The organism is Hoeflea phototrophica DFL-43 (genome assembly GCF_000154705.2).
GTDB classification, from domain to species: Bacteria; Pseudomonadota; Alphaproteobacteria; order Rhizobiales; family Rhizobiaceae; genus Hoeflea; species Hoeflea phototrophica.
The window spans coordinates 2,791,659-2,817,749 of the sequence record NZ_CM002917.1 but is presented as its reverse complement, the minus strand read 5'-3'; the positions used below and the strand labels follow the sequence as shown (position 1 = coordinate 2,817,749).

Below are 26,091 nucleotides of genomic sequence, written 5' to 3'. Positions count from 1 at the left end.
CCGGCAAGTCATGCTCAGCGTGTCCAGGGATAGCCTTTTTCATCGCGTTCGGCGGTGTATTGGGCGATCAATGCGCGGTACTCGTCGAGAATTGCCGCCCCGTCGAGGCCGGATCCATTGGCGCGCTCCATCCAGGCATCGACATATTTCGCGCCGGTTTCGACCAGTTTTTCACGATCGGCTTCCGGCAGTTCGATGACTTCAACACCGGCTGCCTTCATGGTTTCGATGGCCTTTTCGTTGTCGGCAGTGATCAGGCGGCCCAGTTCATCGGCCATGCCTTCGCCGGCGGTCAGCAGTGCCTGCTGGTTTTCCGGTGAGAGACTGTCGAATGCGTCCTTGTTCATCAAGACTCCCAGTCCGCCGACCTGACCCCAGTTGAGCAGCGTGTAGCTGTTGATCACTTCCTGCTGTTTGAGTGCGGCAGTGGCATAGCTGTAGCCCTGCGAGCAATCCAGCAGTCCCGAATCGAGGCCCTGGTAGGCGTCATAGATCGACATCGGGACCATGTTCGCGCCCAAATCCTTGAACGTGTCGCCATAAGCGCCCACACCGCGGACCTTCAGGCCCTCGATGTCTTCGACGGATCGGATCGCCGTGCCCTTGCAGCCGATATGGACCGCCGAGGTGGTGAAGGTGCCGATATAGACCAGGTTCTTGTCAGCCAGGTTCTGCCGGATCTGGGCGTTGTTGCGCATAAGCGCATCGGTCGCGCGCATGCCGACCCATGCGTCATCGTTCTTCAGCGGCAGATCGGCAACGCCATAGGCAACCATTTCCTGCGGAAAGTAGACGCTGATCACGGTGCCCATATCAGCGACGCCATCGGCAACGCCGTTGAGTGCGGCGCCCGCCTTGAACAGCGCACCACCCCACTGGATGTCGAATTTCAGATCTCCGCCTGAGAGTTCGGTCGCTTTCTCAGCGAACCAGTTCGTTGATGCTGCGCGCGCGCCGCGGTTCGGGCCGGCCTCTCCGAAAATCAGTGTTGTTTCAGCCTGCGCAACGCCGGCAGTTCCAATCATGGCGCTCACAAGCGCAGCTTTGGTCCAGAATTTCATGGTTTCTCCTCCTCTAATTCTACTATGCGGAATAGTATTCTGCATATCAAACGCGACTCTGGATCGGAACGCAAGCCCACTGATTGCAAAATCAGATTTCCCACTGAAAACGGGTGCCGGGACATGAACGCCGGGCGGCGGATATCGCTGTCAGCCTCATCACTGCTGAGCCGGTGAGGGCGCTGTGCCGGACTTGGTCTCAGGCGATGTCTGGATTGGCGGAGACAGTTTGCTCGGCGAGCCATGAGCGGAAGGCTGCAAGCGGTGCGCTGGTGTTTTTGTCTTCGGGCCAGACCAGCCAGTAAGCGCCACGGATCGGCACGGCTGGTTTGAGAACCGGCTCCAGCCGCCCCGCATCGATTTCGATTCGGGCCAGGTAATCGGGCAGCAGTGCCACCCCGAGGCCGGAGATCGCCGCCTGGATCATCATCGAGAATTGATCCATGAGCATGCCGCCGGCCCCCGATGGTGTGCCGCCTTGCCCGGCAAACCAGTCCGCCCAGGCGGTGGGTCTTGATTCCAGATGCAGAAGCGGCAGCCCCGCCAGATTCTCGATTGATGTCAGATTGTGGGTCTTTATGAAGGCCCTGGACGCGCATGCCGTGACGCGTTCATCGAAAAGCTTGATATGCTCACCGCCGCGCCAGTCCGACTGGCCAAAATAGATTGCCGCATCGAAGGTCTCACCTGAAAAGTCGAACCAGCCGATCCGGGTTGAAAGGTTGACGGCGATGCCTGGATGCAGGCCCATGAAGCCGCCCAGCCGTGGCCCAAGCCAGCGCGTGGCGAAGGTCGGGAGCACCGCCAGTGACAGAGTGCCGCCTTCGGGATTGGCCACCAGCGACATGCTGGCACGCTGCACGATGTCGAGCGCGCGGGCGATGTCCTTGTGGTAATTCTGTGCCGTGGCATTGGGGACAAGACGCCGTCGCACCCGCGAGAACAGCTCTTTTCCCAATTGTTCCTCCAAGGTGAGGATCAAGCGGCTGACCGCGCTTTGCGTCAGGCTGAGTTCACTGGCGGCTGCCGTCACTGTTCCGTGACGCATCACCGCGTCAAAGGCGAGCAGCAGCCGGGTCGAGGGAATGAAACGTCTTTGGCGCATTTATATTCCATCTTGGAATGATCTTATGCGGTAATATAGCTATATTGACGCCAATGGCACTGGTATCTCCTCAAAATATGCATGAAGCCTGAGGAAGGTCTGCCGCTATGTCATCATCAAATCACAAGGGTATCCCATTTAACTGGTCTGATCCGTTCCTGATTGATGATCAGCTCAGCGATGAAGAACGCATGATCCGTGAGAGTGCGGCTGCCTTTGCCGCTGACCGGTTGCTGCCAAGGGTCGAGAGCGCCTATCTGAACGAAGACACCGATCCGGAGATTTTTCGGGAGATGGGGCAGAATGGTCTGCTTGGTATCACCTTACCGGAAGAGTATGGCTGTGCCGGAGCCTCTTATGTCTCCTACGGATTGGTCGCGCGAGAGATTGAGCGGGTGGACAGCGGTTATCGCTCGATGATGTCGGTGCAGTCCTCGCTGGTGATGTTTCCGATCTATGCCTATGGCTCTGAAGAACAGCGGCGGAAATATCTGCCCAAACTGGCGAGCGGCGAATTTATCGGATGTTTCGGTCTGACTGAACCCGATGCCGGATCAGACCCTGCGGGGATGAAGACCCGGGCCATCAAGACCGATGGCGGCTATGTGCTGCGCGGTTCCAAGATGTGGATTTCCAACAGCCCGATCGCCGATGTCTTTGTCGTTTGGGCGAAGTCCGAGGCCCATGGCGACAAGGTTCGCGGCTTCATCCTGGAGAAGGGGATGAAGGGGCTTTCGGCACCCAAGATCGGCGGCAAGCTGAGTTTGCGGGCCTCGATCACAGGTGAGATCGTCATGGATGATGTTGAGGTCGGTGAAGATGCGATCCTGCCCAACATCCAGGGCATGGGCGGTCCCTTTGGCTGTCTCAACCGGGCGCGCTATGGCATTTCCTGGGGTGTGATGGGCGCCGCCGAGGATTGTATGCACCGGGCGCGCCAATACGGGCTTGACCGCCACCAGTTCAACCGGCCGCTGGCCGCAACCCAGCTTTTCCAGAAGAAGCTCGCCGACATGCAGACCGAAATCGCCATGGGGCTTCAGTCCAGCCTGCGGGTGGGGCGCCTGTTCGACGAGGGGCGGTTCGCGCCCGAAATGATCTCTGTGGTCAAGCGCAACAATTGCGGCAAGGCGCTCGACATCGCCCGGATGGCCCGGGACATGCATGGCGGAAACGGCATTCAGATCGAGTACCATGTCATGCGGCATGCCCAGAATTTGGAAACGGTGAACACCTATGAAGGCACCCATGATGTGCATGCGCTGATTCTCGGCCGGGCGATCACCGGGCTGCAAGCCTTCGGGTAAGCGTCCGACTCACCGGCAAGGCCATAGTTGCTGATGCTTCCCAAGCCGGTGTGAGGCCGAATGCCGCTCGTGGTTGGCATTCAAACTGCTCAATTGGGGTGTTTGTGGCGCTTAACCGTTCTTTGCGCGCGGCAATTCTTGTAAAGCATTGCGAAACTCGTCTAACGTCTGGCGCAACCTACAGCGCCGCGATTCCAATTTGGTGCGGCCTGCATCAGGAGGGTTTGTGATGAGTGACGCAAAAATTCGCAATATGGAAGAGTTTGCCGCCTTGAGCGGGATCTCGCGTCCGACCGTCTCCAAATACTTCAATGACCCCGACAGTGTGCGGCCGACCACGAGAGCGCGCATCGAGGAGGCATTGGCGCGCTATGATTACCGGCCGAACATCTTTGCGATGAACCAGAACCGCAAGCTGACCAAGAATGTCGGCATCGTGGTTCCCTACCTCGCCGATCCGTTCTTTGCAGAGATGGCACGCCGTCTCGAGCAACGCTGCATTGCTGCGGGATACCGGCCAACGCTCTACAGCGCACACGGGCAGAAGGAGTTGGAAATCGACATTCTCGACAGCCTGCGCTCGCTCAAGCCGGCGGGTGTGCTGCTCGCGCCGCTTGGCCGGGCGTCCGATCATTTGGAGGTCGAGAAATTCTGCCGGGACGTGCCTACGGTGCTGTTTGACAGCAACATCGAAGGCATGGGCGCGGCCTTTGTCGGGTCGGACAATTTCAGCTTCGTGTCGCAGACGGTGGAGTATCTCACGCGCACCGGTGCCCCGCCTGCCTTCTTCGAAATGGCGACCCCGGCCAACCCTAACGCCAACAAGCGGCGGATCGCCTATGTCGAGATAATGGACAAGCTCGGCTACGAGCCCAATGTCGTCAGCATTGAGGGGCAGGGCTGGGCGTTCGAGGAGATCGGCCGCAACGGCGCGCTTGAGGTTCTGACCTCCGGCCGGATGAATTCGAACTCTGTCCTGTGCAGCAATGACCGGCTTGCGATCGGTTTTCTATCCGCCTGTTACGAGATGGGAATGCGTGTCGGAAGGGGGGAGGATTGTGCCTTGCGTGTCGCCTCCAATGACGACCATCCCTTCTCGCGGTTTACCTGTCCATCGCTGACAACGGCCGCTCATGACTATGACAACGTTACCAGCCGAACCGTCGAAACACTGGTTCAGCTCGTTGAAAGCGGAGGGCGCTTGCCCAACCGGACCGAGACGCTGTTTCCCGCCCGGCTTATTCTGAGAAGTTCAGCTTAAAAATTTACGCGCGAAAAATTTATATTGACCGCGCGATAATTTTGCGGTTACCGTTGCCTCCTAACATCCAGTTTAGGGAGGATTAGGATGTCTTTGAGGAACGCACTTTTTGCGGCGTCGGCGCTCGCGCTTGTTTCAACCGCAGCCCAGGCCGAAACCATCACCATCGCAACAGTGAACAACGGCGATATGATCCGCATGCAGGGTCTGACCGACGATTTCACCACCAAGACCGGCCACACCGTCGAGTGGGTCACGCTTGAGGAAAACGTTCTTCGCCAGCGTGTCACAACCGACATCACCACCAAGGGCGGCCAGTTCGATATTCTGACAATTGGCATGTACGAGACCCCGATCTGGGGTGCCAATGGCTGGCTCATTCCGCTTGATGATCTTTCCGAGGATTACGACGTCGACGATATCCTGCCGGCAATGGCAGGTGGCCTGAGCCACGACGGCACGCTTTATGCCGCGCCGTTCTACGGCGAAAGCTCGATGATCATGTACCGCACCGACCTGATGGAAAAGGCCGGCATGGAAATGCCGGAAGCGCCAACCTGGCAGTTCATCCGCGAGGCTGCGGCGGCGATGACTGATCGCGACAACGACATCAACGGCATCTGCCTTCGCGGCAAGGCCGGTTGGGGTGAGGGCGGCGCCTTCATCACAGCGATGTCGAATTCCTTCGGCGCGCGCTGGTTCGACATGGACTGGAATGCACAGTTTGACACCAAGCCCTGGGCCGACACGCTCAACTTCTACGTCGGCATGATGAATGAGTCGGGCCCGGCCGGTTACGCAACGAACGGGTTCAACGAAAACCTGTCGCTGTTCCAGCAGGGCAAATGCGGGATGTGGATTGATGCCACCGTTGCCGCCTCCTTCGTCACCAACCCTGATGATTCCACCGTTGCTGACAGCGTAGGCTTCGCACTTGCGCCGGACACTGGCCTTGGCAAGCGTTCCAACTGGCTCTGGGCCTGGGCTCTTGCGATCCCTGCCGGCACTGCCAAGGAAGCTGCTGCCAAACAGTTCATCGAATGGGCAACCTCGAAGGATTACATTGAGCTTGTTGCCGAAAAGGAAGGCTGGGCCAACGTCCCTCCTGGTGCACGGACCTCACTTTACGAGAACCCGAACTATCAGGCGGTTCCATTTGCAAAGATGACGCTCGAGTCCATTCTGTCGGCGGACCCCAACAACTCCACCGTTGAACCGAGCCCCTATGTCGGGATCCAGTTCGCGGCCATCCCGGAGTTTGCGGGTATCGCGACCGAAGTCAGTCAAGAGTTCTCGGCAGTCTATGCAGGTCAGCAGACTGTCGAGGAGGCGCTTGAAAAGGCGCAGGCGATCACCAACGACGCCATGGAGGCCGCGGGTTACCGCTAGGCCTTCCTCCCGGGACCGGAAGGCGACGCAGTGCGCCGCCTTCCGGCTCGCTTACTGTCTGTAAGGTTCCCGTAAAGCCGGCGACAAACGGGCCAGTGTGCCCGGCCACAGAGGATTTGCGTCATGGCGACCCAACATTCCAGATCTGCAGCCCGGTTCATGATGGCGCCGGCAGTCATTCTGCTTCTTGGCTGGATGCTTGTGCCGCTGGTGATGACCCTGTGGTTTTCCTTCCGCCGTTTTTTGCCGAACCGTCCTGATATCGTGCCTGGCTGGGTTGGCTTCGACAATTATGTCCGGTTCGTCACCTCGAGCGCTTTCTGGCCAAGTGTTCAGACCACGCTGATTATCGTCGGCGGCGCGCTGCTGATCACCATCGTTCTTGGTGTGCTCTTGGCGATGCTTCTCGATCAGCCGATGTGGGGGCAGGGCGTTGTGCGAATTCTGGTGATCGCACCGTTTTTCGTCATGCCCACCGTGTCCGCGCTGGTCTGGAAGAACATCTTCATGGATCCGGTCAACGGGTTGTTTTCCCATCTCTGGCGCGCTTTCGGCGCAGAACCTGTCGTCTGGCTCAGCGACGCGCCCCTTTTCTCCATCATCCTGATCGTATCCTGGCAATGGCTGCCCTTTGCCACGCTGATCCTGCTCACGGCGATCCAGTCGCTCGACAGCGAGCAGTTGGAAGCTTCGGAGATGGACGGTGCGCCGCCGCTGTCGCGTTTCTTCTACATCATTCTGCCGCATCTGAGCCGTGCCATCACGATCGTCATTCTGATCCAGACCATCTTCCTGCTGTCGATTTTCGCCGAGATCTTCGTGACCACCGGGGGCGCATTCGGCACCCGGACACTGACCTATCTGATTTTCCAGCGGGTGCTGGAAAGCCAGAATGTCGGGCTCGGCAGTGCGGGCGGTGTCTACGCAATCATTCTCGCCAACATCATTGCCATCTTCCTGATGCGCATTGTCGGCAAGAATCTGGACGCGTGAGGAGATAGACCCATGTCCCGTGCCGTCACCACACGCCGCAAGACGATCAACACGGTGCTTGCCTGGAGCATTGGTATCCTGATCTTCTTCCCGATCCTCTGGACCATCCTGACCAGCTTCAAGACCGAGGCGCAGGCGATCAATGATCCGCCGCTGTTCCTGTTCTTTGACTGGACGCTTGAGAATTATTCCGTGGTTCAGGAACGCTCGGACTACATGCGCTTTTTGTGGAACTCGGTCATCATCGCAGGCGGCTCAACGCTGATCGGTGTGATGATCGCCATTCCGGCTGCATGGTCGATGGCCTTCGTGCCTTCCAGGCGCACCAAGGATATCCTGCTCTGGATGCTCTCGACCAAAATGCTTCCAGCGGTCGGTGTGCTCTATCCGATCTACCTGATCTTCATCGAACTCGGACTGCTCGACACCCGCATCGGGCTGGTGGTGGTGATCATGCTGATCAACCTGCCGATCATCGTCTGGATGCTCTACACCTACTTCAAGGAAATCCCTGGCGAAATCCTTGAAGCAGCCCGGATGGACGGCGCGTCGCTGCGCGAGGAAATCATCTACGTGCTCACACCGATGGCGGTGCCGGGCATCGCCTCCACCATGCTTCTGAACTTCATTCTGGCCTGGAACGAGGCGTTCTGGACACTCAACCTGACCGCCGCGCAAGCCGCTCCGCTGACCGCGTTCATTGCCAGCTACTCGAGCCCGGAAGGCCTGTTCTACGCCAAGCTCAGCGCGGCCTCGACGATGGCCATTGCACCGATCCTGATACTGGGCTGGTTCAGCCAGAAGCAACTCGTCCGGGGCCTGACCTTCGGCGCCGTGAAATAGGGGACCAACTCCATGGGACGCATTGTACTCGACAAGGTGACCAAGCGCTTCGGCTCGGTCGAGGTGATACCGCCGCTGGATCTGACCATCGAAGACGGCGAGTTCACTGTGTTCGTCGGCCCGTCGGGCTGCGGAAAATCAACCCTATTGCGGCTGATTGCCGGGTTGGAGGACCTCAGCTCCGGCAAGATCGAAATCGACGGTTCCGATGTCTCGCAGGTTCCACCGGCCAAGCGGGGACTGGCGATGGTGTTCCAGTCCTATGCGCTCTACCCGCATATGTCGGTGCGCAAGAACATCGCCTTTCCGCTGCGCATGGCCAAGCTTGACCAGGCCGAGATCGACCGCCGGGTGTCGAACGCGGCGCAGGTTCTCAATCTCACCGACTATCTGGACCGGCGGCCTGGTCAGTTGTCGGGCGGTCAGCGCCAGCGCGTCGCCATTGGCCGCGCCATCGTGCGCGAACCCTCGGCCTTCCTTTTCGATGAGCCCCTCTCCAACCTGGATGCGGCGCTGCGCGTGGGTATGCGGCTCGAGATTTCCGAACTGCACAAGCGGCTCGAGACGACGATGATCTATGTGACCCATGACCAGGTCGAGGCGATGACGATGGCTGACAAGATTGTTGTGCTGCGCGCCGGCAACATTGAGCAAGTCGGTTCGCCGCTGGACCTCTACCGCAATCCGCGCAATACGTTCGTCGCCGGTTTCATCGGCTCGCCCCGGATGAATTTCATTGAAGGCAGCGAGGCCGCTAAATACGACGCCCATACGATCGGTGTCCGGCCAGAGCATATCTCGGTGTCCGACAGCGGCGGCACCTGGAGCGGGCGTGTCGGAGTATCGGAACATCTCGGGTCAGATACGTTTTTCCATATCCACGACACCGGCCTTGCCAACACCATCACGGTTCGCGCCGATGGCGAGGTCGGGTTCCGGCATGGTGACACGGTCCATCTGACACCGCGCGACGATGTGATCCACCGGTTCGACAGTGCAGGCCTGCGCCTATGAAACGTCTTGAGGGCAAATCGGCGCTCATTACCGGGGCAGCGCGCGGGATCGGTCTTGCCTTTGCGCGCCGCTATGTGGCCGAAGGCGCCTGCGTGGCGATAGGCGATATCGATCTTGCCCGTGCGCGTGCGGCTGCAGCCGAACTCGGAGACGAAGCCATTGCCGTCGAGATGGATGTGACACGGCAGGAGAGCATCGACAGCGCGGTAGCACAAAGCGTGGCCGCTTTCAGACAGATCGACATCCTGGTCAACAATGCCGCCATCTTTACTGCCGCACCGATTGTCGAAATCGACCGCAACGACTACGCCACAACCTTCGATATCAACGTTGGCGGAACGCTGTTCACCTTGCAGGCGGTGGCGCGCCATATGATTGAAAAGGGCATTCCGGGGCGGATCATCAACATGGCCTCTCAGGCGGGGCGCCGCGGCGAGGCGCTGGTTGGCGTCTACTGTGCCACCAAGGCCGCTGTCATCAGCCTGACCCAGTCGGCCGGGCTCGATCTGATCAAGCACGGCATCAATGTCAACGCAATAGCGCCGGGTGTGGTGGATGGCGAGCACTGGGATGGCGTTGATGCATTCTTTGCGAGATACGAAGGCAAGGCCCCGGGGCAGAAGAAGAAGGAAGTGGGCGAGGCCGTGCCCTATGGCCGTATGGGAACCGCGGCAGACCTTGAAGGGATGGCAGTGTTTCTCGCTTCAGAAGAGGCCGGCTACATCGTCGCCCAGACCTACAATGTGGACGGCGGAAACTGGATGAGCTGATGAGTACCCCCGTCCACGGCAAAGATGCGATCAGGCTTTGCAACAAGACAGTTTCCGATCTCGCCAACGATATTGCACGCCCCGGCTATGACCGTGCCCGGCTCAAGCCGGGTATTGTCCATGTCGGGCTTGGCAATTTCCACCGGGCTCATCAGGCCTGGTACCTGCACCGGCTGATGCAGACAGGTGCAGCGCTGGATTGGGCGATAGTCGGCGCCGGTGTGCGCGCCACCGACGCGGTGATGCGTGAGAAACTGCTGGCGCAGGATTGCCTGACAACGCTGATCGAACTCGACCCCGACGGCATCTCGGTGGAGATCACCGGTGCGATGATTGATTTCCTGCCGGTCGAGGAGGGCAATGCAGCCCTGATCCGCTGTATCGCCGATCCAGCCATCCGCATCGTCTCACTGACCGTCACCGAGGGCGGGTATTTCGTGTCTGCTCAAAGCGGCGGCCTCGATCTGGCGCATCCCGACATCCGGCATGATATCGCCAATCCCGATGCACCGCGTACCGTCTTTGGCGCAATCGTCGCCGGTCTTCGTGTGAGGTGGACATCCGGCGAGGGCCCATTCACGGTGCAGAGCTGTGACAATCTCAAGGGCAATGGCGACATTACCCGAACCGCGGTCGTCACACTTGCGCGGCAAACGGATCCGGATCTGGCAGACTGGATCGACGCCAAGGGTGCCTTTCCCAACTCGATGGTCGATTGCATCGTGCCCGCGACCGGTCCGGCGGAAATTGCGCTTGCACGAAAGTTCGGCATCGACGATGCGGCGCCCGTTACACATGAGAATTTCCGGCAGTGGATCATCGAGGATGATTTTTGCGCCGGACGGCCCGATTGGGACTGCGTCGGCGCGACCTTCACCCCTGAGGTTCACACCTATGAAGCGATGAAGATCCGCATCCTCAATGCAGGCCATCAGGTGCTTGCCAATGCAGGTGAATTGCTTTCGGTTGAAACGATTGCCGGCTGCATGGCGGACCGCGACATTGCTGCGCTCTTTGCCAAGGTCCAAAACACCGAGATCGCGCCGCTGGTCGGGGGCACGCCCGAAATGACCTCGCTCGAGTATGTGGCGTTGATCACCTCGCGTTTTTCAAACCCGGAAATTCATGACACCACCCGACGTGTTGCCTTTGACGGGCTGTCGCGGCACCGGGGCTTTGTGGTGCCGATCATCCGGGATGCGCTTGCAGATGGCCGCCCTGTAGACGGGCTGGCGCTTGTTGAGGCGCTGTGGGCGCGCATGTGCGCCGGCGTGCGCGAGAATGGCAGCGCGATCGAAGCCAACGATCCCGAATGGCCCGCTTTGGCGGCCGCGGCAGAAATTGCGCGAGAGAAGCCTGACACATGGCTTGCGCAAAGCCATATCTATGGCGACCTCGCTCGGGATGAGCGCTTTTCGCAAGCCTTCGTTCGTGCGCTCGATATGATCTGGAGCGAGGGGGCGCGCGCTGCGATCCGAGGCTATACGGGCTAGATCACCAGGTCTGTCGGGAGCCAATCGCGCGGCACAAATTCCTGCGACGGCATCGCAGGTCTAGAATCCCAGATCGGACAATTCGGGATGGTCATCCGGGCGTCGGCCCTGAGGCCAGAGGAATTTGCGTTCGCTCTCGTCGATCGGAAGATCATTGATGCTGGCGTGGCGGGCTGACATGTAGCCGCCCTCATCGAACTCCCAGTTCTCGTTGCCGTAGGAGCGGAACCAGTTGCCCTCGTGATCATGCCACTCATAGGCAAAACGCACGGCAATACGGTTGCCCGTGAAGGCCCAAAGCTCCTTGATCAGACGGTACTCGCGCTCCTTCTCCCACTTGCGTGTAAGGAAGGCTTCGATTTCGGCCCGGCCCTTGAGGAATTCCGAGCGGTTACGCCAGACGCTGTCCGGCGTGTATGCCTGTGCAACCGTTGCAGGATTGCGGCCGTTCCAGCCATCTTCTGCGGCCCGGACTTTCTGCCGGGCCGTCTCTTCGGTAAAGGGCGGGATGGGTGGCCGTGTCATGAACCTGTCCAATTATCCGGAATGGCCGTGCCCGACATCACCAGGAGTTATAGCCCAGATACTTGCCCGACATTTCGATTTTGACGCGGTCGCCTTTGGGGTTCTCGACGCGGGTGATCTGCATGTCGAAATCGATGGCCGACATGATGCCGTCGCCGAACTTCTCATGAATGAGCGCCTTGATGGTCGGGCCATATACGCCGACGATCTCGTAGAGGCGGTAAATGCAGGGGTCTGTTGGAACTGACTGCTCCCAGATCTTGGTTGGGGATTCCTGCAGGACCAGCGAGGCTTCCTGCGGCAGGCCCATTGCGGATGCCAGCGCATCGGCCTTGTCCTTGGGCATTGCGTTCATGCCCATGGCGGCGGAATGGGTCCAGACCGGCGACATTCCGATCTGTTCGGCAATGCCTTCCCAGGTGAGACCTGCGGTGCGCTTTGCCGACAGGATCATTTCGGTCACATCTTCTTTTGTCATCATTTTGGTCATGGGAATGCCTCCTGTTGGTTTGGTCAAACGGCGATCTTGGCAGTCTTTGTCTTGCCCGCCTTGGTGAGGTCGATACGCACGGTTTCGGGTCTGTTGTCTTCCGAGCCGGTGGTTCCGGCCAGTTCCTTAGAGCGGACGCCGAGGAACTGAACCAGATGATTGCGGATCGCATAGTAGTTCGGATGCTCAACGATCTCGGTTCGGTTGCGCGGACGCGGGATCGTGATCTCGACCGATTCAGCCACGCGGGCAAAAGGCCCGTTTGTCATCAGCAGGATGCGGTCAGCGAGCAGGATCGCCTCGTCGATGTCATGGGTGATCATGAACACGGTCTGTTCGGTTCCCGCCCATACCTTGAGCAACTCATCCTGAATGGTGCCGCGTGTGAGCGCGTCGAGCGCGCCGAAGGGTTCATCCAGCAGAAGCAGCTTGGGGCTGATCGAAAAGGCGCGGGCGATGGAGACGCGCTGGCGCATGCCACCCGACAACTGGCTGGGCTTGCGATGAAACACGCTTTCATTGAGGCCAACCATTTCCAGATGTTTCTTGGAATGGGCCAGGACCTGTTCACGCGACCAGTCGGGATGGCGGGCGGCGACTGCGAAGGTGACGTTCTTGATCGTCGAAAGCCATGGCAGCAGCGAGTAGTTCTGAAACACCACGCCGCGATCAAGACTCGGCCCGGAAACTTCCTTGCCATCCATGATCACAACACCTTCGGTGGCCTGCGCGAGCCCGGCCAGAATGTTCATGATGGTGGACTTGCCACAGCCGGAATGACCCAGAATGACGACGAACTCGCCCTTTTCGACAGTGAAATTGGCGCCTTCGAACACGGTCATCTCGCCGCCGCTTCCATCGGCGTAACGCTGGGTGAGGCCTTCGACACTGAGATAGCTTTTGCTCACTTGCTGCTCCTATTCACTGTAGGCGACGAGGCGCTGCAGAATGCCAAACATTGCGTCGAGGGCCATGCCGACGACCCCGATCATGAGGATCGAGAAGATCACCGAGGTGAGGTCGAGATTGTTCCATTCGTTCCAAACGTAGTAGCCAATGCCGGTGCCGCCCACGAGCATCTCGGCGGCGACGATCACCAGCCAGGCAATCCCGATGGAAATCCGCATGCCGGTCACGATGGTTGGGGCTGCGGCCGGCAGGATCACCATGAAAGCTGTCCGCAATGCGCCCAGTTCATGGGTCTTTGCAACATTGACCCAGTCCTTCCTGACACCTGCGACACCAAAGGCTGTGTTGATCAGCATCGGCCAGATCGAACAGATGAAGATCACGAAGATCGCACTGCGTTCGCTGTCCTGGATGATGAACAGCGCCAGTGGCATCCAGGCCAGCGGCGAGATCGGCCGTAGCACCTGGATGAAGGGATTGAGCGCCTTGTAGGCCACCGTCGACATGCCGATGAGGAAGCCGAGCGGAATGGCAACAAGGGCTGCCAGGGCGTAGCCACTCAAGACCCGGTAGATCGAATATCCGATCTGGATACCGATCCCCTTGTCGTTGGGGCCGGCATCGTAGAACGGGTTGCTCAGCTCGTTCCATGCCTTCTGGAACACCTGGCTGGGCGGCGGCACGCCGGCTTTTGGCGCGCCGCCGCCTGTCAGGCGCTCATACTCCGTCAACTCACCCGCCGCCTTCTGGGCCGGAATCGCTGCCTCCCAGACCAGCAATCCCGCAAAAAGCAGAACAAGCGAGAGGATGGCCGCGCGCTGATTGAGCGAGAGAGTTGCCATTGATCAGCCCTTGCCGATAGCGAAGCTGGAGACGTAGTCCTCAGGGGTCTCCGGATCGAAGGTCTTGCCCATGATGACATGGCTCTTGTAGGTCTCGGTGGGCGCGTCGTACCCGAGATCGGTCATGATCTTGCGCGCATCGGCAGCAAGGTAGACCTGCTCGGCCACGGCCTTGTAGTCGATGTCGCCCTCGATATAGCCCCAGCGCTTCATCTGGGTGAGGATCCAGACGCCCATCGAATGCCAGGGGAACGGATCGAAGTCGATCCGGTCGGGAACCTGCTTCACTTCGCCAAGTCCGTCGGCATAGGTGCCCGTGAGGACCTGCTCGATCACCGGAACCGGCTGGTTGAGATAGTTGGTCGGCGCGATGGCTTCCGAAATCTCTTTCCGGTTGTCCGGATTGGAGGCGTACTGGGTCGCATCGATGATCGACTTCAACAGCGCCCCGTAGGTGTTGGGAAGTTGTTCGGCGAAGGAGAGGGGAGCCGCAAAGGCGCAGCACGGATGGCCTTCCCAGATTTCCTTGGTGAGGATGTGGATGAAGCCAATGCCTTCCCAGACCGCACGCTGGTTGAACGGGTCGGGCGAGAGGTAGCCATCGAGGTTGCCTGCGCGAAGGTTGGCGACCATTTCCGGGGGCGGAACGACGCGGATCTGGATGTCGACGTCGGGATCCAGGCCGAATTCGGCCACATAGTAACGCAGCAGGAAGTTGTGCATCGAATATTCGAACGGCACGCCGAAGGTGAAGCCCTTCCACTGCTTGGGATCGCGCTTGTCCTTGTGCTCGTTGGACAAGACGATGGCCTGGCCGTTGATGTTTTCCACGGCGGGCATGATGTAGGGGGTCGCTGTCGATCCGGCGCCGAGCGTCATGGCCAGCGGCATCGGGGTCAGCATGTGGCTGGCGTCATACTCGCCGGCGAGCGACTTGTCGCGGGCAACGGCCCAGCCGGCGGTCTTGATCACCTGGGCGTTGAGGCCATACCGCTCATAAAAGCCCAATGGCTGAGCCATGATGATTGGTGTGGCGCAGGTGATCGGAACGAAGCCTATGTTGAGGTCGGTCTTCTCCGGTGTCCCCAGATTGTCGAGGATGGCTGCTTTCGCCTTGTCCATCGGGAACACTGAAGCAAGAGCCGCGGCAGCGGTTGCTCCGCCAACCATGCCCATGAATGAGCGGCGACCAATGTCGGAGTGTCCGAAGACCGAGCGAACGATTGCGCTTTCAACAGCGCGCTCGAGCATTGCTTCTGATGATTGCGGGGAAGCGTCATCCGCACGAAATTCGCCCGACGCGCATGATTTGCAGCCGCAATCCGCACCATGGCGCAGATCGGTCTTCGACGAAAAAGGGTTGCCCAGGCTTTTCATGGTCATCTTGATCTCCTGACGTGTTCGATGACCAAAGGTTAATTTGGTCCGCAGGAGTTTTCCCGAAAAAATCGGAAACTCCGAGATTCGGTAAAATATTGAAAAAATGAAGAAAAAAACGAATTAGGAAAGTCAAATATTTATGAAATATCGTAAATTACGAAATTTCGTTGATGATAGTGGAAAGCTGTTGCATTCTTTGCGGCATGGATCTGTCACTCGAAGCCCTGTCCAAAACCATAGAACTGACGGCACTGCCGACCTTGCTCGTCGACACCGACAGCGGGGTCATCGATGCCGCAAACGGGCATGCATCGCGGCTTCTGGAAGAGGATGATTTGCCCGGCAGCGCCTTCGCCGATGTGCTGGGCAGCGAGCTTGCCAAATTGATCGTTTTTACCGAAGCGGTGGATCATTACGGAGAAAGCTGGACCCGCGACATCACGCTGACTGCGAGATCGGGGACGGCGATCCAGGCGGAGCTGCACAGCAAGCTGATCCGCAGCCGCAACCGGCGCCATCTGCTCATCCAGATCATCGACCTGGCTGGCTTCCACGCCCGCACCCAACAGGTCACGACAACGGATTTGCACAACAAGGGCCTGATGGAATGGAACCGCGCGCGGGATTTCTTTCGCGAGATGGAAAGCGAGAACCAACTCATTCTGGACGCTGCGGGTGAGGGGATCTACGGCATCAATCTCGAAGGCAAGACCACCTTCGTCAACCGAGCGGCGCAGAGCATTCTCGGGTGGACGGCAGAGGACCTGCTTGGCCAGGACATCCATGCGATGATACACCATCACCATCCCGATGGCACGGTCTATCCTTCACGGGAGTGTCCGATCTATCACAGCTTTCGCAACGAGAAGGTTGCCAGGATCGAGGACGAAGTCTTCTGGCACAAGGATGGGCGCCCGATCGAAGTCGAATACACATCGACGCCGATTTACGACCAGCAGGTTCTGGCCGGTGCGGTGGTGGTGTTTCGCGATGTCACCGACCGGCGCGAAAATGAACGCAAGCTGCATCAGGCGATGGAGCAGATCGAAGCGTTGCGGGAACGGCTTGAGCAGGAAAACGAATATCTGCAGGAAGAGATCCAGCAGGTGCGTTCGCATTATGATCTGGTTGGCGGTTCACCGGCGATCCAGCGTACGCTGGCACAGATCAATCTTGTGGCGGCAACCGAGAGCAATGTGCTGATCACCGGGGAAGGTGGCACCGGCAAGGCTCTGGTCGCCTCTGCCACCCACAAGGCAAGCTCGCGGGCCAAACGTCCGATCATCCGGGTCAATTGTGCGGGGATTTCGCCTGCCAGTTTTGAAAGCGAGCTGTTCGGGCATGTGCGTGGCGCGTTTGCCGGCGCGCTTCATGACAGGACCGGCAAGATCGAGATTGCCAATGGCGGGACGCTGTTTCTCGACGAAGTCTCTGAAATTCCGCTCGATCTGCAGGGCACGATCCTGAAGGTGCTGCGCGACAAGACCTTCGAGCGTCTGGGAGAATCACGGACAAACAAGATCAATGTGCGGGTGATTGCCGCCTCGACCAAGGATCTCGAGCTCTGCGTCAAGCAGGGCAGTTTCCGCGAGGATCTGTACTTCTTCCTCAATGTGTTTCCGATTGAATGCCGCCCCTTGCGCGAGCGGGTCGCGGACATTCCGGAACTGACGCAGTATTTTCTCAAGCTCGCCTGCGAACGCCTCAACTTGCCCAAGCCGACGGTGACGAAGGCCAATATCCGTGAGTTGCAGGCCTATCACTGGCCCGGCAATGTCAGGGAGCTGCAAAATGTCATTGAACGGGGTGCGATCCTCTCACGCGGCGACAAGCTGGTGCTTGAATTCCACAAGCTTGGCCGCAAGCGCCTCTCGGAGCTGGACACAGAGGTGATGACCGAGGAGCAGATGCGCGACCTGCAGATCAAGAACATCATCGCCTGCCTCAAGATGACCAATGGAAAGGTCTCGGGCGATGATGGTGCTGCCAACCTGCTGGGCATCAGGCCAACCACGCTCTATTCGAGGATCAAGAAATTCGGCATTGCCGATGAGCAGATCGAAGGCAATTCGTAAGCGTCTGTATGGGGGTCTCAACCGCGAGGGCGGAGATGGCTCAGGCGGCAAGCGCCGGAGGCTGGGCGGCAATCTCGCGCCGCGCCATCATGTGGGCGCGCGGATCGTTGATGGAATCGACGGCCAGCAGAGTTCCGCCCGCATAGTATCGGATCGAGAAGCGGCCTTCCGGGATGGAGCCGACGGTTTCGATCCGGTCATAGCCCGCGGAAAGTCCGGCAATTTGCAGCTTGGTGTCGTATTGGTCAGACCAGAACCACGGAACCGGATCATAGGCCACAGGCTCGCCGAGCATGGAGGCTGCTGCGGCTTTTGCCTGGTCACAGGCGTTCTGCACGCTTTCGAGCCCGATCAGGCGGCCGTAGCGTGCGGAGTGAAACACGGTGCAGTCACCCGCCGCATAAATATGGGGCACGCTGGTTCTGCAGGCATTATCGACAATGATGCCACGGGCCAGATCGAGACCTGCATGGAAGGCGAGGTCGATCGTAGGTTCGGCTCCGGCGGCGATGAGGACGATATCGGCATCTACCGCGCTGCCGTCGCTCAATTCGACTGACTGCACATGGCCGTTGCCGACAATTGCGTCCACGCCCACGGCGGTTCTCAGGTTTACGCCGTGCTCTGAATGCAAGGTTTCGAGATAGGCCGACACCTCCGGGGCGACGACCCGGGCTAGAATGCGCTCCTGCGCCTCGACAACGCTGACCGTCTTGCCCATGGTACGCACGGCGGACGCTACCTCCATGCCGATGAAACCGCCGCCGATGATCGCGACATTGTGCGCTTGTTTGAGCCGGGCGCCGATGCGCCTTGTGTCATCGATCCCGCGCAGTGTCTCAACGCCTGGCAAGTCTGCGCTGTCCAGATGCAGCCAGCGTGCGTGAGTGCCTGTTGCAATGAGAACCTTGTCATAGGGAACTTCGGTGCCATCATCGAGAGTGATGGTGCGGGTGGCGGGATCAAGACGGGTCGCACGCTTTCCCAGATGGGTGTCGATGCCCGCGCCCTTGATCCAGTCGGGCGCCTTGAGCAGCAGCCGGTCCTCACTCATTTCACCCTTCAGATAGGCTTTTGACAGCGGCGGGCGTTGGTAGGGATGCCAATGTTCGGCGCCGATCAGGGTAATGGTGCCATCAAAGCCCTTGGCGCGCAGCGTCTCGGCAGCCTTGATGCCTGCCTGGCCCGCACCGATGATGACAAATGAAGAAGGCATGAGTGTCCGTTATCCTGTCTGGCGCGGGGGCTGTCGTCCCCCGCGCGTGGCTTGGTTGATTCTGGTTAGTACGGCAGGCCTTCCTCGATTGGCAAGGAGGGATCGCGGGACCATTCGTTCCAGGACCCGAAATAGATCGCGACATCCTTGATGCCGGCCTCCTTGAGGGCGAGGAAGGTGTTGGAAGCCCGCGCGCCCTTGAAGCAATAAAGCTTCACCGGTGTCTCCGCGGTGATGCCCACGGTGGCGCATTCGGCCAGCACTTCGGCTTTCGACTTCATCATCGGCCCTTCGGCGGTGGGTTTCATCATGCGGTACCATTCGATCCAGACCGCGCCCGGTATCCGTCCCTTGCGCGGACAAAAATCCTTGCCATAGGGAGATGAGGATTCCGCGATCCATTCGTCGATGTCACGCACGTCGAGGATGACGGCTTTCTCATCGGCCATTGCCGCTTTCATATCCTCCGCATCCATCATGATGGATGCGGCCGCGGGATCGATTTCGAAGCCACCAGGCTGAGGTGCGCTTGTGTCGGTGGTAACAGGCATTCCGGCCGCAAGCCATGCGGCAAAGCCGCCATGCATGACCTTCACATTCGGGTAGCCCAGGAAGGACAGGAGAAAATAGCCGCGGCAGGACTGGCCAAACCCGCTGGCCATCGAGGCTTCGTAAATGACGGCGGTCTTGGCGCCATCAAGGCCTGCGGCGGCAAATTCGGCTGCGAATTTCTCTTTCAGTTCCCCCATTCCGTTGGCATCGGAGGTGGCGAGGTAGGTGAAGATGTCATGCATGTTGACCGCTCCGGCGATGTGGCCGGCGGCGAAGCTTTCTGGGTCACGAGTGTCGATGATCACTGCCTGCTTTGCATCAATCATCATCTGGAGTTCAGCTGGTGTCACAAGAGCAGAATTCATGGCAAGACCTCTCTGGGGTTGGTTGGTGTTGAGGCTTTCCGGATCGTTGCCGGGAAGCCGGTTTACTCCTCCAATTCTGAAATCAGTTTGCGCAGATGCTTGGTGGCCGGCGTGACGATGGCGACGAAATAGGCTTCGCGCAGCCGCCGCTGCGCCGCGCCGGTGGAGACATAGCCGCGCGCGCCGCAATGAAGTTGCGCGAAATGAGCGGCTTCGACCGCCAGTTCACCGCCTTTCAATCGCGCTTCAAGCACCCGCTTGAAGTAGGCGTTGGACGTGTCGTAGGGCGTTTTGGCCAAGTTCATGATGTCCGCCAACAAGGCGTCATAGTCGGCGCGAATGTCCTCGGGCTGCTTTTCCAGGAAGCAGTTGACGTGGCCCAGGGGGCCTCGGACCTGCTCCATCAGTTCGATGCAGTTCTTGATGATGCCTGCGGCCATGCCGCATTGCATGAGCACGAAGCCCGGGCGCATCTTCTTCACAAACGCGTCGGCTGGATCGGCGAGGACGAACTCATCGGGCACAAACACATCGCGCATCTGGACATTGCAGGTGGCGGTTCCGCCCATGGCGACGAAGTCGTGGTCGAGCCTTAGCTTCACGCCCTCCCATGCCGCATGAATGATGGTCATGACGCGCTTGGGTTTGTCCTCGCCGTCGACGTCGACATGAAACATGGTGCCGAAATAGCCGTCTTCGAGAAGATTGGAGACCCAGGGCAGGATCCCCTTGACCTTGTAGCCGCCATCCACGCGGACGCCCTTGAGTTTCATCGGTTCGATGTCGCCGATGGCTTTCATCGGGTTGGACATGCCGGTGCCGCCGAGCGACGAGCCCTTGGCCACCTTGGGAAGCACGTGGGTCTTGAGATAGTCATTGTCGGATGAGGCGATGTACCAGCCGAGCGTATCCTGACACCAAACACAAAACGCCGTCGACATGCACTCCTCTGCAGCCCGCGCCATCGACAGGATCGCCTGGCTCAGATCGACGCTTGATGCAGGGCCGCTCAGATGGCTGGTGTAAGCGCCTGCCTCGCCATAGGCGCGCATGACCTCCTCGGGGTAGATCCGCTCCTCGTCGATCTTGCGGACAAGGCCGGCAAGCGTGGAGCCGGAGATCCGCTCGATCTCTTCGAAATTTACCGCAGTCATGGGTGGCGCAATGTTCATCTGCACTCTCCTTTGGCTTGGTATGTTTGGGCCGGTGGCTTGGCATTGAAGCGGGGCCGCGCCGCCAGGATCAGCGGCGCAGCCCCTGCTCATCACATCGTTTCTGCAACCATGTTGACGGGGCGCGAGAAGGTGTTGAACACGGGCGACCACTGGATGACATGCTGGACCAGCGCGTCGATCTCTTCCTTTGGGCAATCGCCTTCCATATCCACCTTGATGCGCACATCGGTGAAGCCGACGGGCTTTTCCGAGGTGTCGCCGGTGCCCCAGACAGCGGTGATGTTCAAATCACCTTCAAGCTCCACTTCCAGCTTGAAGACCTGGATGCCGCGTGCGACTGCATTGGCATGCAGGCCGACAGCGACACAGGAGCCAAGGGCTGCGAGCGAGGCTTCCGACGGATTGGGAGCGGTGTCGTCACCGAGCAGGCCAGGCGGTTCATCGACGATGTAGGGCTCGAGATTGCGAATGTAGTTGGCGTGGCGAAAGCGCCCTTCGGCCACGGTCTTGCACTTGAGTGTCTTGACGGCCTTTGGATCGGCCTTGCCCTTCGCAATCAGGTCATCGAGACCATCCTTTGAGATGGGTGCAAGGCAGCCGGTCAGTGCGGTTGCAGGTTGAGACATGGTTTTTTACTCCTCTGTGTGTTTGAACACGGTTGGTGGCCCGCCTAATCGTTGCGGTGCCAACTGAGTTTCGAGATCACCTGCTGACAGATGAAATCGAGTGTGAATCCGATGACCCCGATGATGACCACAGTGGCTGCCAGCCGGTCATATTCGAGCGTGTCGCGGGCGTCGTTGATGGCGTAGCCGAGGCCCGAAGTGATGCCGAGATATTCAGCCGGAACCAGCACGATCCAGGCCACTCCGAGCGCCAGGCGGATCCCTGTCAGGATGTCCTGAGAGATCGCCGGCAGGATGATGGTGAACAGCATGTGCCAGGGCCGCGCCCCCAGATTTCGGGCGACCTTGAACCAGTCCGGCTCCACCCGCCGCAACCCCGCCGCGGTGGAAAACAGGATCGGCCAGACCGCCGCAACCGCAATCAGGAAGACGATGGCGCCGTCCCAGGTGGCAAAAGCCATGACGGCAATCGGCATCCAGGAAAGCGGCGAGATCATCCTGAGGAACTGGAACGGAATGTTGGTGATCTCACGTAAGAAACCGAAGCGGCCGATCAGGATGCCGACAGGAACGCCAAGCGCGATGGCGATCAGCATCCCGTGCATGATCCTCTCCAGGCTTGGCAGCGTCATCGCCCAGGCTTCACCCGAGGCGACCATTTCGGCAAGCCGCGTCAGGGCCGGTCCTGGTGCGAAGTCGGCAAAGGCCGACATTGCCGGATTGTTGCGGATCATGTACCCGCCAACCCACCAGCAGGCGAGCAGAAGGCTCATCCCCAGAAGGGCATAACCAAGGCTGCGAGCAGCCTTGATTTGAGCCGACCGGTCAGTCTGACCGGCCTGCTCCAGCTCTATCGGCACCATGGTCGCGTCGACGCTCACAGAGACAGCACCTCGTCACGGTTGAACGGATCGCCGGCATTGACCGAAGGGTCGTTCATCCATTCCGGGTACTTTTCCAGTGCCCTGCGGACATAGTCATAATTGACCAGATCATCGGCGACGAATTGCGGGTCGAGATCCTTGAGGAAGGTGGTGTCGCCGCCCACAAGGGTGTTGTTCATCTGCTCGACAATCAGTTTGGTTGCCGACGGGTAGGGCCAGGGCTGGAAGTCGATGCGCCCGTTGCCCCATTCCGCGGCATGCTTGATTGCACCGCTTTCGATGTAGTCCGGGTCCTGTTCGTAGTCGGTCATGGCCCGTTCGACGATGGCTGCGGGCATCGGCAGGTAGCCTTCGCCATCCTTGGACATCATGCGGGCGACTTCGGCCTTGTTTTGCGATGCGTAAATCTGCGCCTTGACCACGGCGTTCATCACCTTTTGCGTCCACTCCTGTTTTTCGGTGGTTGCCTGTTCGTGCATGCAGATCACGCAGCAGGGATGGTTCTTCCAGATGTCGCCGGTGAAGCGCAGCATCCGTGCCCCCGCCTTGATTTCACCCATGGCGTTGAAGGGCTCGGCGACGATGTAGGCGTCGATCTTGCGGCTGGCGAGCGCGGCCGGCATTTCCGGCGGCGGCAGGATCTGCAGATTGCATTCGTCAGCAGCAATCGGCTCGCCCTGGCTCTTGATGACGGCTTTGACACCGGACTGGCGCAGCGCATATTGCAGCACGATGTTGTGCATCGAGTACCAGAACGGGACTGCCACCTGTTTGCCGCCGAGCTGGCTGAAATCGGTGATGTCCGTGTGGCCGCCGACAACCAGGCCGGAGCCGTTGGTGTGCGCCCAGGCCATCAGTTTGACCGGGATGTTGTTGTTGTAGCGCATCCAGACCGGGATCGGCTTGAGGAAGTGGACGAGGTTGAACTTGCCTGCCACGAAGCCTTCAACCAGCGGCGACCAGCCACGGATCAGTGTCGGGCGCTCGGCCTTGAGGCCTTCCTCCTCGAAGTAGCCCATGCCGTGGGCAACAAGCAGGGCGGTGGCGTCGGTGATCGGTAGATAGCCAATGCGCACGACCTCATCGTCGGTTGATGCGAAGGCGGGCGAACTCATGGCGCCGATCAGGGGGCCAAGGGCTGCCATGAGGCCGCCGGCGGCAAACATGTCGAGCGTCTGGCGACGGGTGAAATCAGTGGAAAAGTACTCGTCGTCCCAATCCTGAGACCCGGATTTTGCTGGCACATTGTCGGTCATTGTTCTGGCCTTCCCTGTTGGCATTGATCAGAGGACAGCCGCGCGGTCCGCGGCAGCCGGTTTCATGTTTTTGTCGGCATGTGATGAGGGCATTGAAGCGTTGACGTGCCTGGCTTCGAAATCGAGGCCAGCGGCTTTCTCATAGGCTTTGGTCAGCCTGGTGCGTGCCGCCACATATTCCGGCGTGCGCAGATCGTCGCGATTGTCCAGGTCGATCTCGATGATGTCACTGATCTGGCCCGGGTTGGCGCTCAGCACGACAGCGCGTTCGGCCATGATGATGGCCTCGGAGAGGTCGTGCGTGACCAGGACAAGCGTGATGTCCAGCTCCTTGGCGATGCGGCGGACGTCGCGCTGAAGGTTGTTGCGGGTGAAGGCATCGAGGGCCGAGAAGGGTTCGTCGAGAAACAGCACTTCCGGCTTCGGCGCGAGTGAGCGGGCGAGGGCTACCCGCTGCTGCTGGCCGCCTGAGAGATCCTGAACATTACGGTCGGCATAATCGGCCAGCTCCACCAGTTCGAGCATTTCGGGAACGCGCTTTGCAATCTCCGCGGTCCGTCCGGTGAATTTGAGGCCAAGCGCAACATTCTGCGCGACCGTCATCCAGGGATAAAGCGACGGCTTCTGAAACATCATCACCCAGTTGGGAGAGGGGCCCGAGACCGTGCGGCCATCGATCAGGGTCTTGCCCGACGTCGGTGTCATCAGGCCGGCCATGATGTGCAACAGGGTGGATTTGCCGCAACCGGATCTGCCGACCAGCGCCAGCGCCTCGCCGGGCTCCACCTGGAAATTCAGATTGTCCAAAGCCCGCACCTGTCCCCGCTTGTAGGTGTGGGAAATGCCGTCGACAGAAAGATGTGCAGCGGGCATGTACGGCTCCAGGGTTCAAACAAACTGTTCTGTACACCCCTATGCATCTACCGTGCCAAACTGAATCTATGGCATTATTGGTTATAAATTACATATGCTTAGAGCTTCTACCGCCGATTCATCGAGTTGCCGGCTACCTGTGTGCGCTGCGGAAATAACAGGCCTGTCGGGATGTTCCCGCCAAAAAAATGGACGGGTGTACACGGGGTTCACCTAGGAAAATGTGGAGCGGCGTTGATCCCGTGGAGCGTACTGGGTATGAAAAAACCTAACGGTCTGTATGATTGGTCTATTGTGAACAAGGTGGTTGATATCGTGAACCAGGCAATCCGAAACATTCCAAGCCATCCGGGGTCGGCGCGCGAACGGCTGCTGCTTGCGGCGTGTGATCTGTTCTGTCGGCACGGGATCAACGCGACCGGTGTGGACAGCATTGTGGAGGCAGCAGGCACCGCCAAAACGACGCTCTACAAGGCTTATGGTTCAAAGGAAGGGCTGATCGAGGCGGTGCTTGAGCGCGAAGGCAGCACCTGGCGGCAATGGTTTTCCGACGAGATAGACGCCTTTGACGGTCCGTCGGAGAAAAAGGTGCTGCATGTCTTCAATGTCTTGAAGTCCTGGTTCCGCGAAGAAAACTTCTATGGCTGTCCGTTCATCAACGCTGTGGGCGAGCATGACAAGGAAGACGACAAGATCCGTCTGATCACGATGAAGCACAAGAAAATCGTGCTCGACAAGATCGGCGAACTGGCCAGGGACGTCCGCCCGGACGATCCCGAGGGACTGACCCATGAGTTGGCGCTGTTGATCGACGGAGCCATCGTCGCTGCCCTCATCACCAAGGATCCCGGTGTTGCCGACCATGCCCGGCATGCGGCGGCCAGGCTGGTCAACTGAAATCAAGGACCGGTTGGCAAAGCCCGCTTCGTGAGATTTTCACGGAATTGAAGGCGGCGGCATCCAGCCGTCGCCGGGGGTGGTTCTCGGGGTTGCCCGGGAGATAATGGATCTGCGGCAGATCGTGCCGATGGGCGGGGAGCGATACCGTATGGGACCGGAATGTATCTGCAATCGCACGAACGCAAGGGTGAGGTCGCATGTGCCAGCCAGAGAGACTGGCGTCGGCTGAGTCCATGCACGCGCCCGGGACGGCGCAGTGGGGGGACAGCAGGCGCATCCCGGTGTTCGGACTCCCCGAGGCCGGCCGGTCGCAGATACGTTGCCTGCGCATTGCTGCATGTGCCAATAAACCATATAGGTCTGGCGTCTACGTAACTACTCCGGAATGCCCGGCACAATTACACGCCCCCTCCCCTTTGAGGTAACGATGAATCAGGGTGATGGGGGGATGCCAACTACCCTCCCCAATTCCCCCGTTGTCGGGGCTACGGACAGGGGTCTTTCACGCCGAGGCCGACTTTGCGCCGCTGGGCGTTAAGGCACGAGTAAGGCAAACCGTTGGCTCGGGGCCCGGCGGGAGTTGCTCGAATCATGAACCAACCCGTAGATTTACCCCCCCGCCCCGGCGAAAGGTTGAACCCTTGGGCCACCGCCCTCACCGGTCGTAACCCCTTGTTCCGGGCCTTGCCACGGGCAAAGGCACACCGGGCCGGGGGGCGCAGCCCGGTAAAACAAGGGATGGGGATGGCAGGGGCTTTACGCCGCACGGGGGCCGGCGCCATTTCTC

General features: G+C 59.4%; 24 protein-coding genes. 10 read left to right on the top strand and 14 right to left on the bottom strand.

What is annotated here, in order from left to right:
- Positions 1-14: 14 nt before the first annotated feature.
- Together HPDFL43_RS13360 and HPDFL43_RS13355 are read right to left on the bottom strand one after the other, a co-directional pair.
- The gene (locus HPDFL43_RS13360) at positions 15-1,061 is read right to left on the bottom strand and encodes a C4-dicarboxylate TRAP transporter substrate-binding protein (protein WP_007197889.1); all 1,047 of its coding nucleotides are present in this window, start codon (positions 1,059-1,061) and stop codon (positions 15-17) included.
- 199 nt (positions 1,062-1,260) lie between these two features.
- On the bottom strand, positions 1,261-2,166 hold the full coding sequence (locus HPDFL43_RS13355) for a LysR family transcriptional regulator (protein WP_007197888.1): 906 nt from the start codon (positions 2,164-2,166) through the stop codon (positions 1,261-1,263).
- A gap of 107 nt (positions 2,167-2,273) precedes the next feature.
- Here HPDFL43_RS13355 and HPDFL43_RS13350 point away from each other — a divergent pair, with 107 nt between their 5' ends.
- From HPDFL43_RS13350 to HPDFL43_RS13315, 8 genes are all read left to right on the top strand, one after another.
- Positions 2,274-3,473 (top strand): acyl-CoA dehydrogenase, encoded by a 1,200-nt coding sequence (locus HPDFL43_RS13350; RefSeq protein ID WP_007197887.1) that lies wholly within the window; start codon positions 2,274-2,276, stop codon positions 3,471-3,473.
- A 229-nt stretch (positions 3,474-3,702) separates the two neighbouring features.
- Positions 3,703-4,734, top strand: a complete 1,032-nt coding sequence (locus HPDFL43_RS13345; RefSeq protein ID WP_007197886.1) for a LacI family DNA-binding transcriptional regulator — start codon at positions 3,703-3,705, stop codon at positions 4,732-4,734.
- An 87-nt stretch (positions 4,735-4,821) separates the two neighbouring features.
- Positions 4,822-6,123, top strand: coding sequence for an ABC transporter substrate-binding protein (locus tag HPDFL43_RS13340; RefSeq protein WP_007197885.1), 1,302 nt, complete (start codon positions 4,822-4,824; stop codon positions 6,121-6,123).
- Positions 6,124-6,246: 123 nt separating this feature from the next.
- Complete coding sequence (locus tag HPDFL43_RS13335; protein ID WP_007197884.1) at positions 6,247-7,116, top strand: carbohydrate ABC transporter permease; 870 nt, start codon at positions 6,247-6,249, stop codon at positions 7,114-7,116.
- Positions 7,117-7,128: 12 nt separating this feature from the next.
- Entirely contained in the window at positions 7,129-7,959 is an 831-nt protein-coding gene (locus HPDFL43_RS13330; protein ID WP_007197883.1) for a carbohydrate ABC transporter permease, read from the top strand.
- Between the two features lie 12 nt (positions 7,960-7,971).
- The gene (locus HPDFL43_RS13325; protein ID WP_007197882.1) at positions 7,972-8,973 is read left to right on the top strand and encodes an ABC transporter ATP-binding protein; all 1,002 of its coding nucleotides are present in this window, start codon (positions 7,972-7,974) and stop codon (positions 8,971-8,973) included.
- Entirely contained in the window at positions 8,970-9,743 is a 774-nt protein-coding gene (locus tag HPDFL43_RS13320) for an L-iditol 2-dehydrogenase (RefSeq protein WP_007197881.1), read from the top strand. Before HPDFL43_RS13325 ends, HPDFL43_RS13320 begins: the two co-directional genes overlap by 4 nt.
- Positions 9,743-11,236 (top strand): mannitol dehydrogenase family protein, encoded by a 1,494-nt coding sequence (locus tag HPDFL43_RS13315; protein WP_007197880.1) that lies wholly within the window; start codon positions 9,743-9,745, stop codon positions 11,234-11,236. Before HPDFL43_RS13320 ends, HPDFL43_RS13315 begins: the two co-directional genes overlap by 1 nt.
- Before the next feature lie 60 nt (positions 11,237-11,296).
- On the opposite strand, the gene HPDFL43_RS13310 is transcribed toward HPDFL43_RS13315, so the two are convergent.
- The 5 genes from HPDFL43_RS13310 to HPDFL43_RS13290 are packed head-to-tail and all read right to left on the bottom strand — an operon-like array spanning position 11,297 to position 15,379.
- Positions 11,297-11,761: a nuclear transport factor 2 family protein gene (locus HPDFL43_RS13310; RefSeq protein WP_007197879.1), complete on the bottom strand. Its 465-nt coding sequence runs from the start codon at positions 11,759-11,761 to the stop codon at positions 11,297-11,299.
- Positions 11,762-11,798: 37 nt separating this feature from the next.
- Entirely contained in the window at positions 11,799-12,239 is a 441-nt protein-coding gene (gene cynS / locus HPDFL43_RS13305) for a cyanase (RefSeq protein ID WP_040450194.1), read from the bottom strand.
- 35 nt (positions 12,240-12,274) lie between these two features.
- Positions 12,275-13,159, bottom strand: a complete 885-nt coding sequence (locus HPDFL43_RS13300) for an ABC transporter ATP-binding protein (protein WP_007197877.1) — start codon at positions 13,157-13,159, stop codon at positions 12,275-12,277.
- A 9-nt stretch (positions 13,160-13,168) separates the two neighbouring features.
- Complete coding sequence (ntrB, locus tag HPDFL43_RS13295; protein ID WP_007197876.1) at positions 13,169-14,002, bottom strand: nitrate ABC transporter permease; 834 nt, start codon at positions 14,000-14,002, stop codon at positions 13,169-13,171.
- Between the two features lie 3 nt (positions 14,003-14,005).
- Positions 14,006-15,379 (bottom strand): CmpA/NrtA family ABC transporter substrate-binding protein, encoded by a 1,374-nt coding sequence (locus HPDFL43_RS13290; RefSeq protein ID WP_210165660.1) that lies wholly within the window; start codon positions 15,377-15,379, stop codon positions 14,006-14,008.
- 206 nt (positions 15,380-15,585) lie between these two features.
- On the opposite strand from HPDFL43_RS13290, the gene HPDFL43_RS13285 reads away from it, so the two are divergent.
- Positions 15,586-17,457, top strand: coding sequence for a sigma 54-interacting transcriptional regulator (locus HPDFL43_RS13285; RefSeq protein WP_007197874.1), 1,872 nt, complete (start codon positions 15,586-15,588; stop codon positions 17,455-17,457).
- Positions 17,458-17,497: 40 nt separating this feature from the next.
- Here HPDFL43_RS13285 and HPDFL43_RS13280 read toward each other — a convergent pair whose 3' ends face one another.
- The 7 genes from HPDFL43_RS13280 to HPDFL43_RS13250 form a co-directional block, all read right to left on the bottom strand.
- Positions 17,498-18,673 (bottom strand): NAD(P)/FAD-dependent oxidoreductase, encoded by a 1,176-nt coding sequence (locus HPDFL43_RS13280; RefSeq protein ID WP_007197873.1) that lies wholly within the window; start codon positions 18,671-18,673, stop codon positions 17,498-17,500.
- 65 nt (positions 18,674-18,738) lie between these two features.
- Positions 18,739-19,590 (bottom strand): sulfurtransferase, encoded by an 852-nt coding sequence (locus tag HPDFL43_RS13275; RefSeq protein WP_007197872.1) that lies wholly within the window; start codon positions 19,588-19,590, stop codon positions 18,739-18,741.
- Positions 19,591-19,652: 62 nt separating this feature from the next.
- The gene (locus tag HPDFL43_RS13270; RefSeq protein WP_007197871.1) at positions 19,653-20,762 is read right to left on the bottom strand and encodes an acyl-CoA dehydrogenase family protein; all 1,110 of its coding nucleotides are present in this window, start codon (positions 20,760-20,762) and stop codon (positions 19,653-19,655) included.
- 92 nt (positions 20,763-20,854) lie between these two features.
- Complete coding sequence (locus tag HPDFL43_RS13265) at positions 20,855-21,391, bottom strand: OsmC family protein (protein WP_007197870.1); 537 nt, start codon at positions 21,389-21,391, stop codon at positions 20,855-20,857.
- Between the two features lie 44 nt (positions 21,392-21,435).
- A complete protein-coding gene (locus tag HPDFL43_RS13260; RefSeq protein ID WP_007197869.1) occupies positions 21,436-22,272 on the bottom strand; it encodes an ABC transporter permease in 837 nt (278 codons plus the stop codon).
- The gene (locus HPDFL43_RS13255; RefSeq protein WP_052093198.1) at positions 22,269-23,531 is read right to left on the bottom strand and encodes an ABC transporter substrate-binding protein; all 1,263 of its coding nucleotides are present in this window, start codon (positions 23,529-23,531) and stop codon (positions 22,269-22,271) included. The genes HPDFL43_RS13260 and HPDFL43_RS13255 overlap by 4 nt, the downstream gene beginning before the upstream one ends.
- Before the next feature lie 27 nt (positions 23,532-23,558).
- Positions 23,559-24,404 carry an ABC transporter ATP-binding protein gene (locus HPDFL43_RS13250; RefSeq protein ID WP_007197867.1) on the bottom strand — a complete coding sequence of 282 codons (846 nt, stop codon included), beginning with the start codon at positions 24,402-24,404 and terminating at the stop codon, positions 23,559-23,561.
- Between the two features lie 258 nt (positions 24,405-24,662).
- Between HPDFL43_RS13250 and HPDFL43_RS13245 the strand changes: the two genes are divergently transcribed.
- Positions 24,663-25,301: a TetR/AcrR family transcriptional regulator gene (locus tag HPDFL43_RS13245; protein WP_084594658.1), complete on the top strand. Its 639-nt coding sequence runs from the start codon at positions 24,663-24,665 to the stop codon at positions 25,299-25,301.
- Positions 25,302-26,091: the final 790 nt, after the last annotated feature.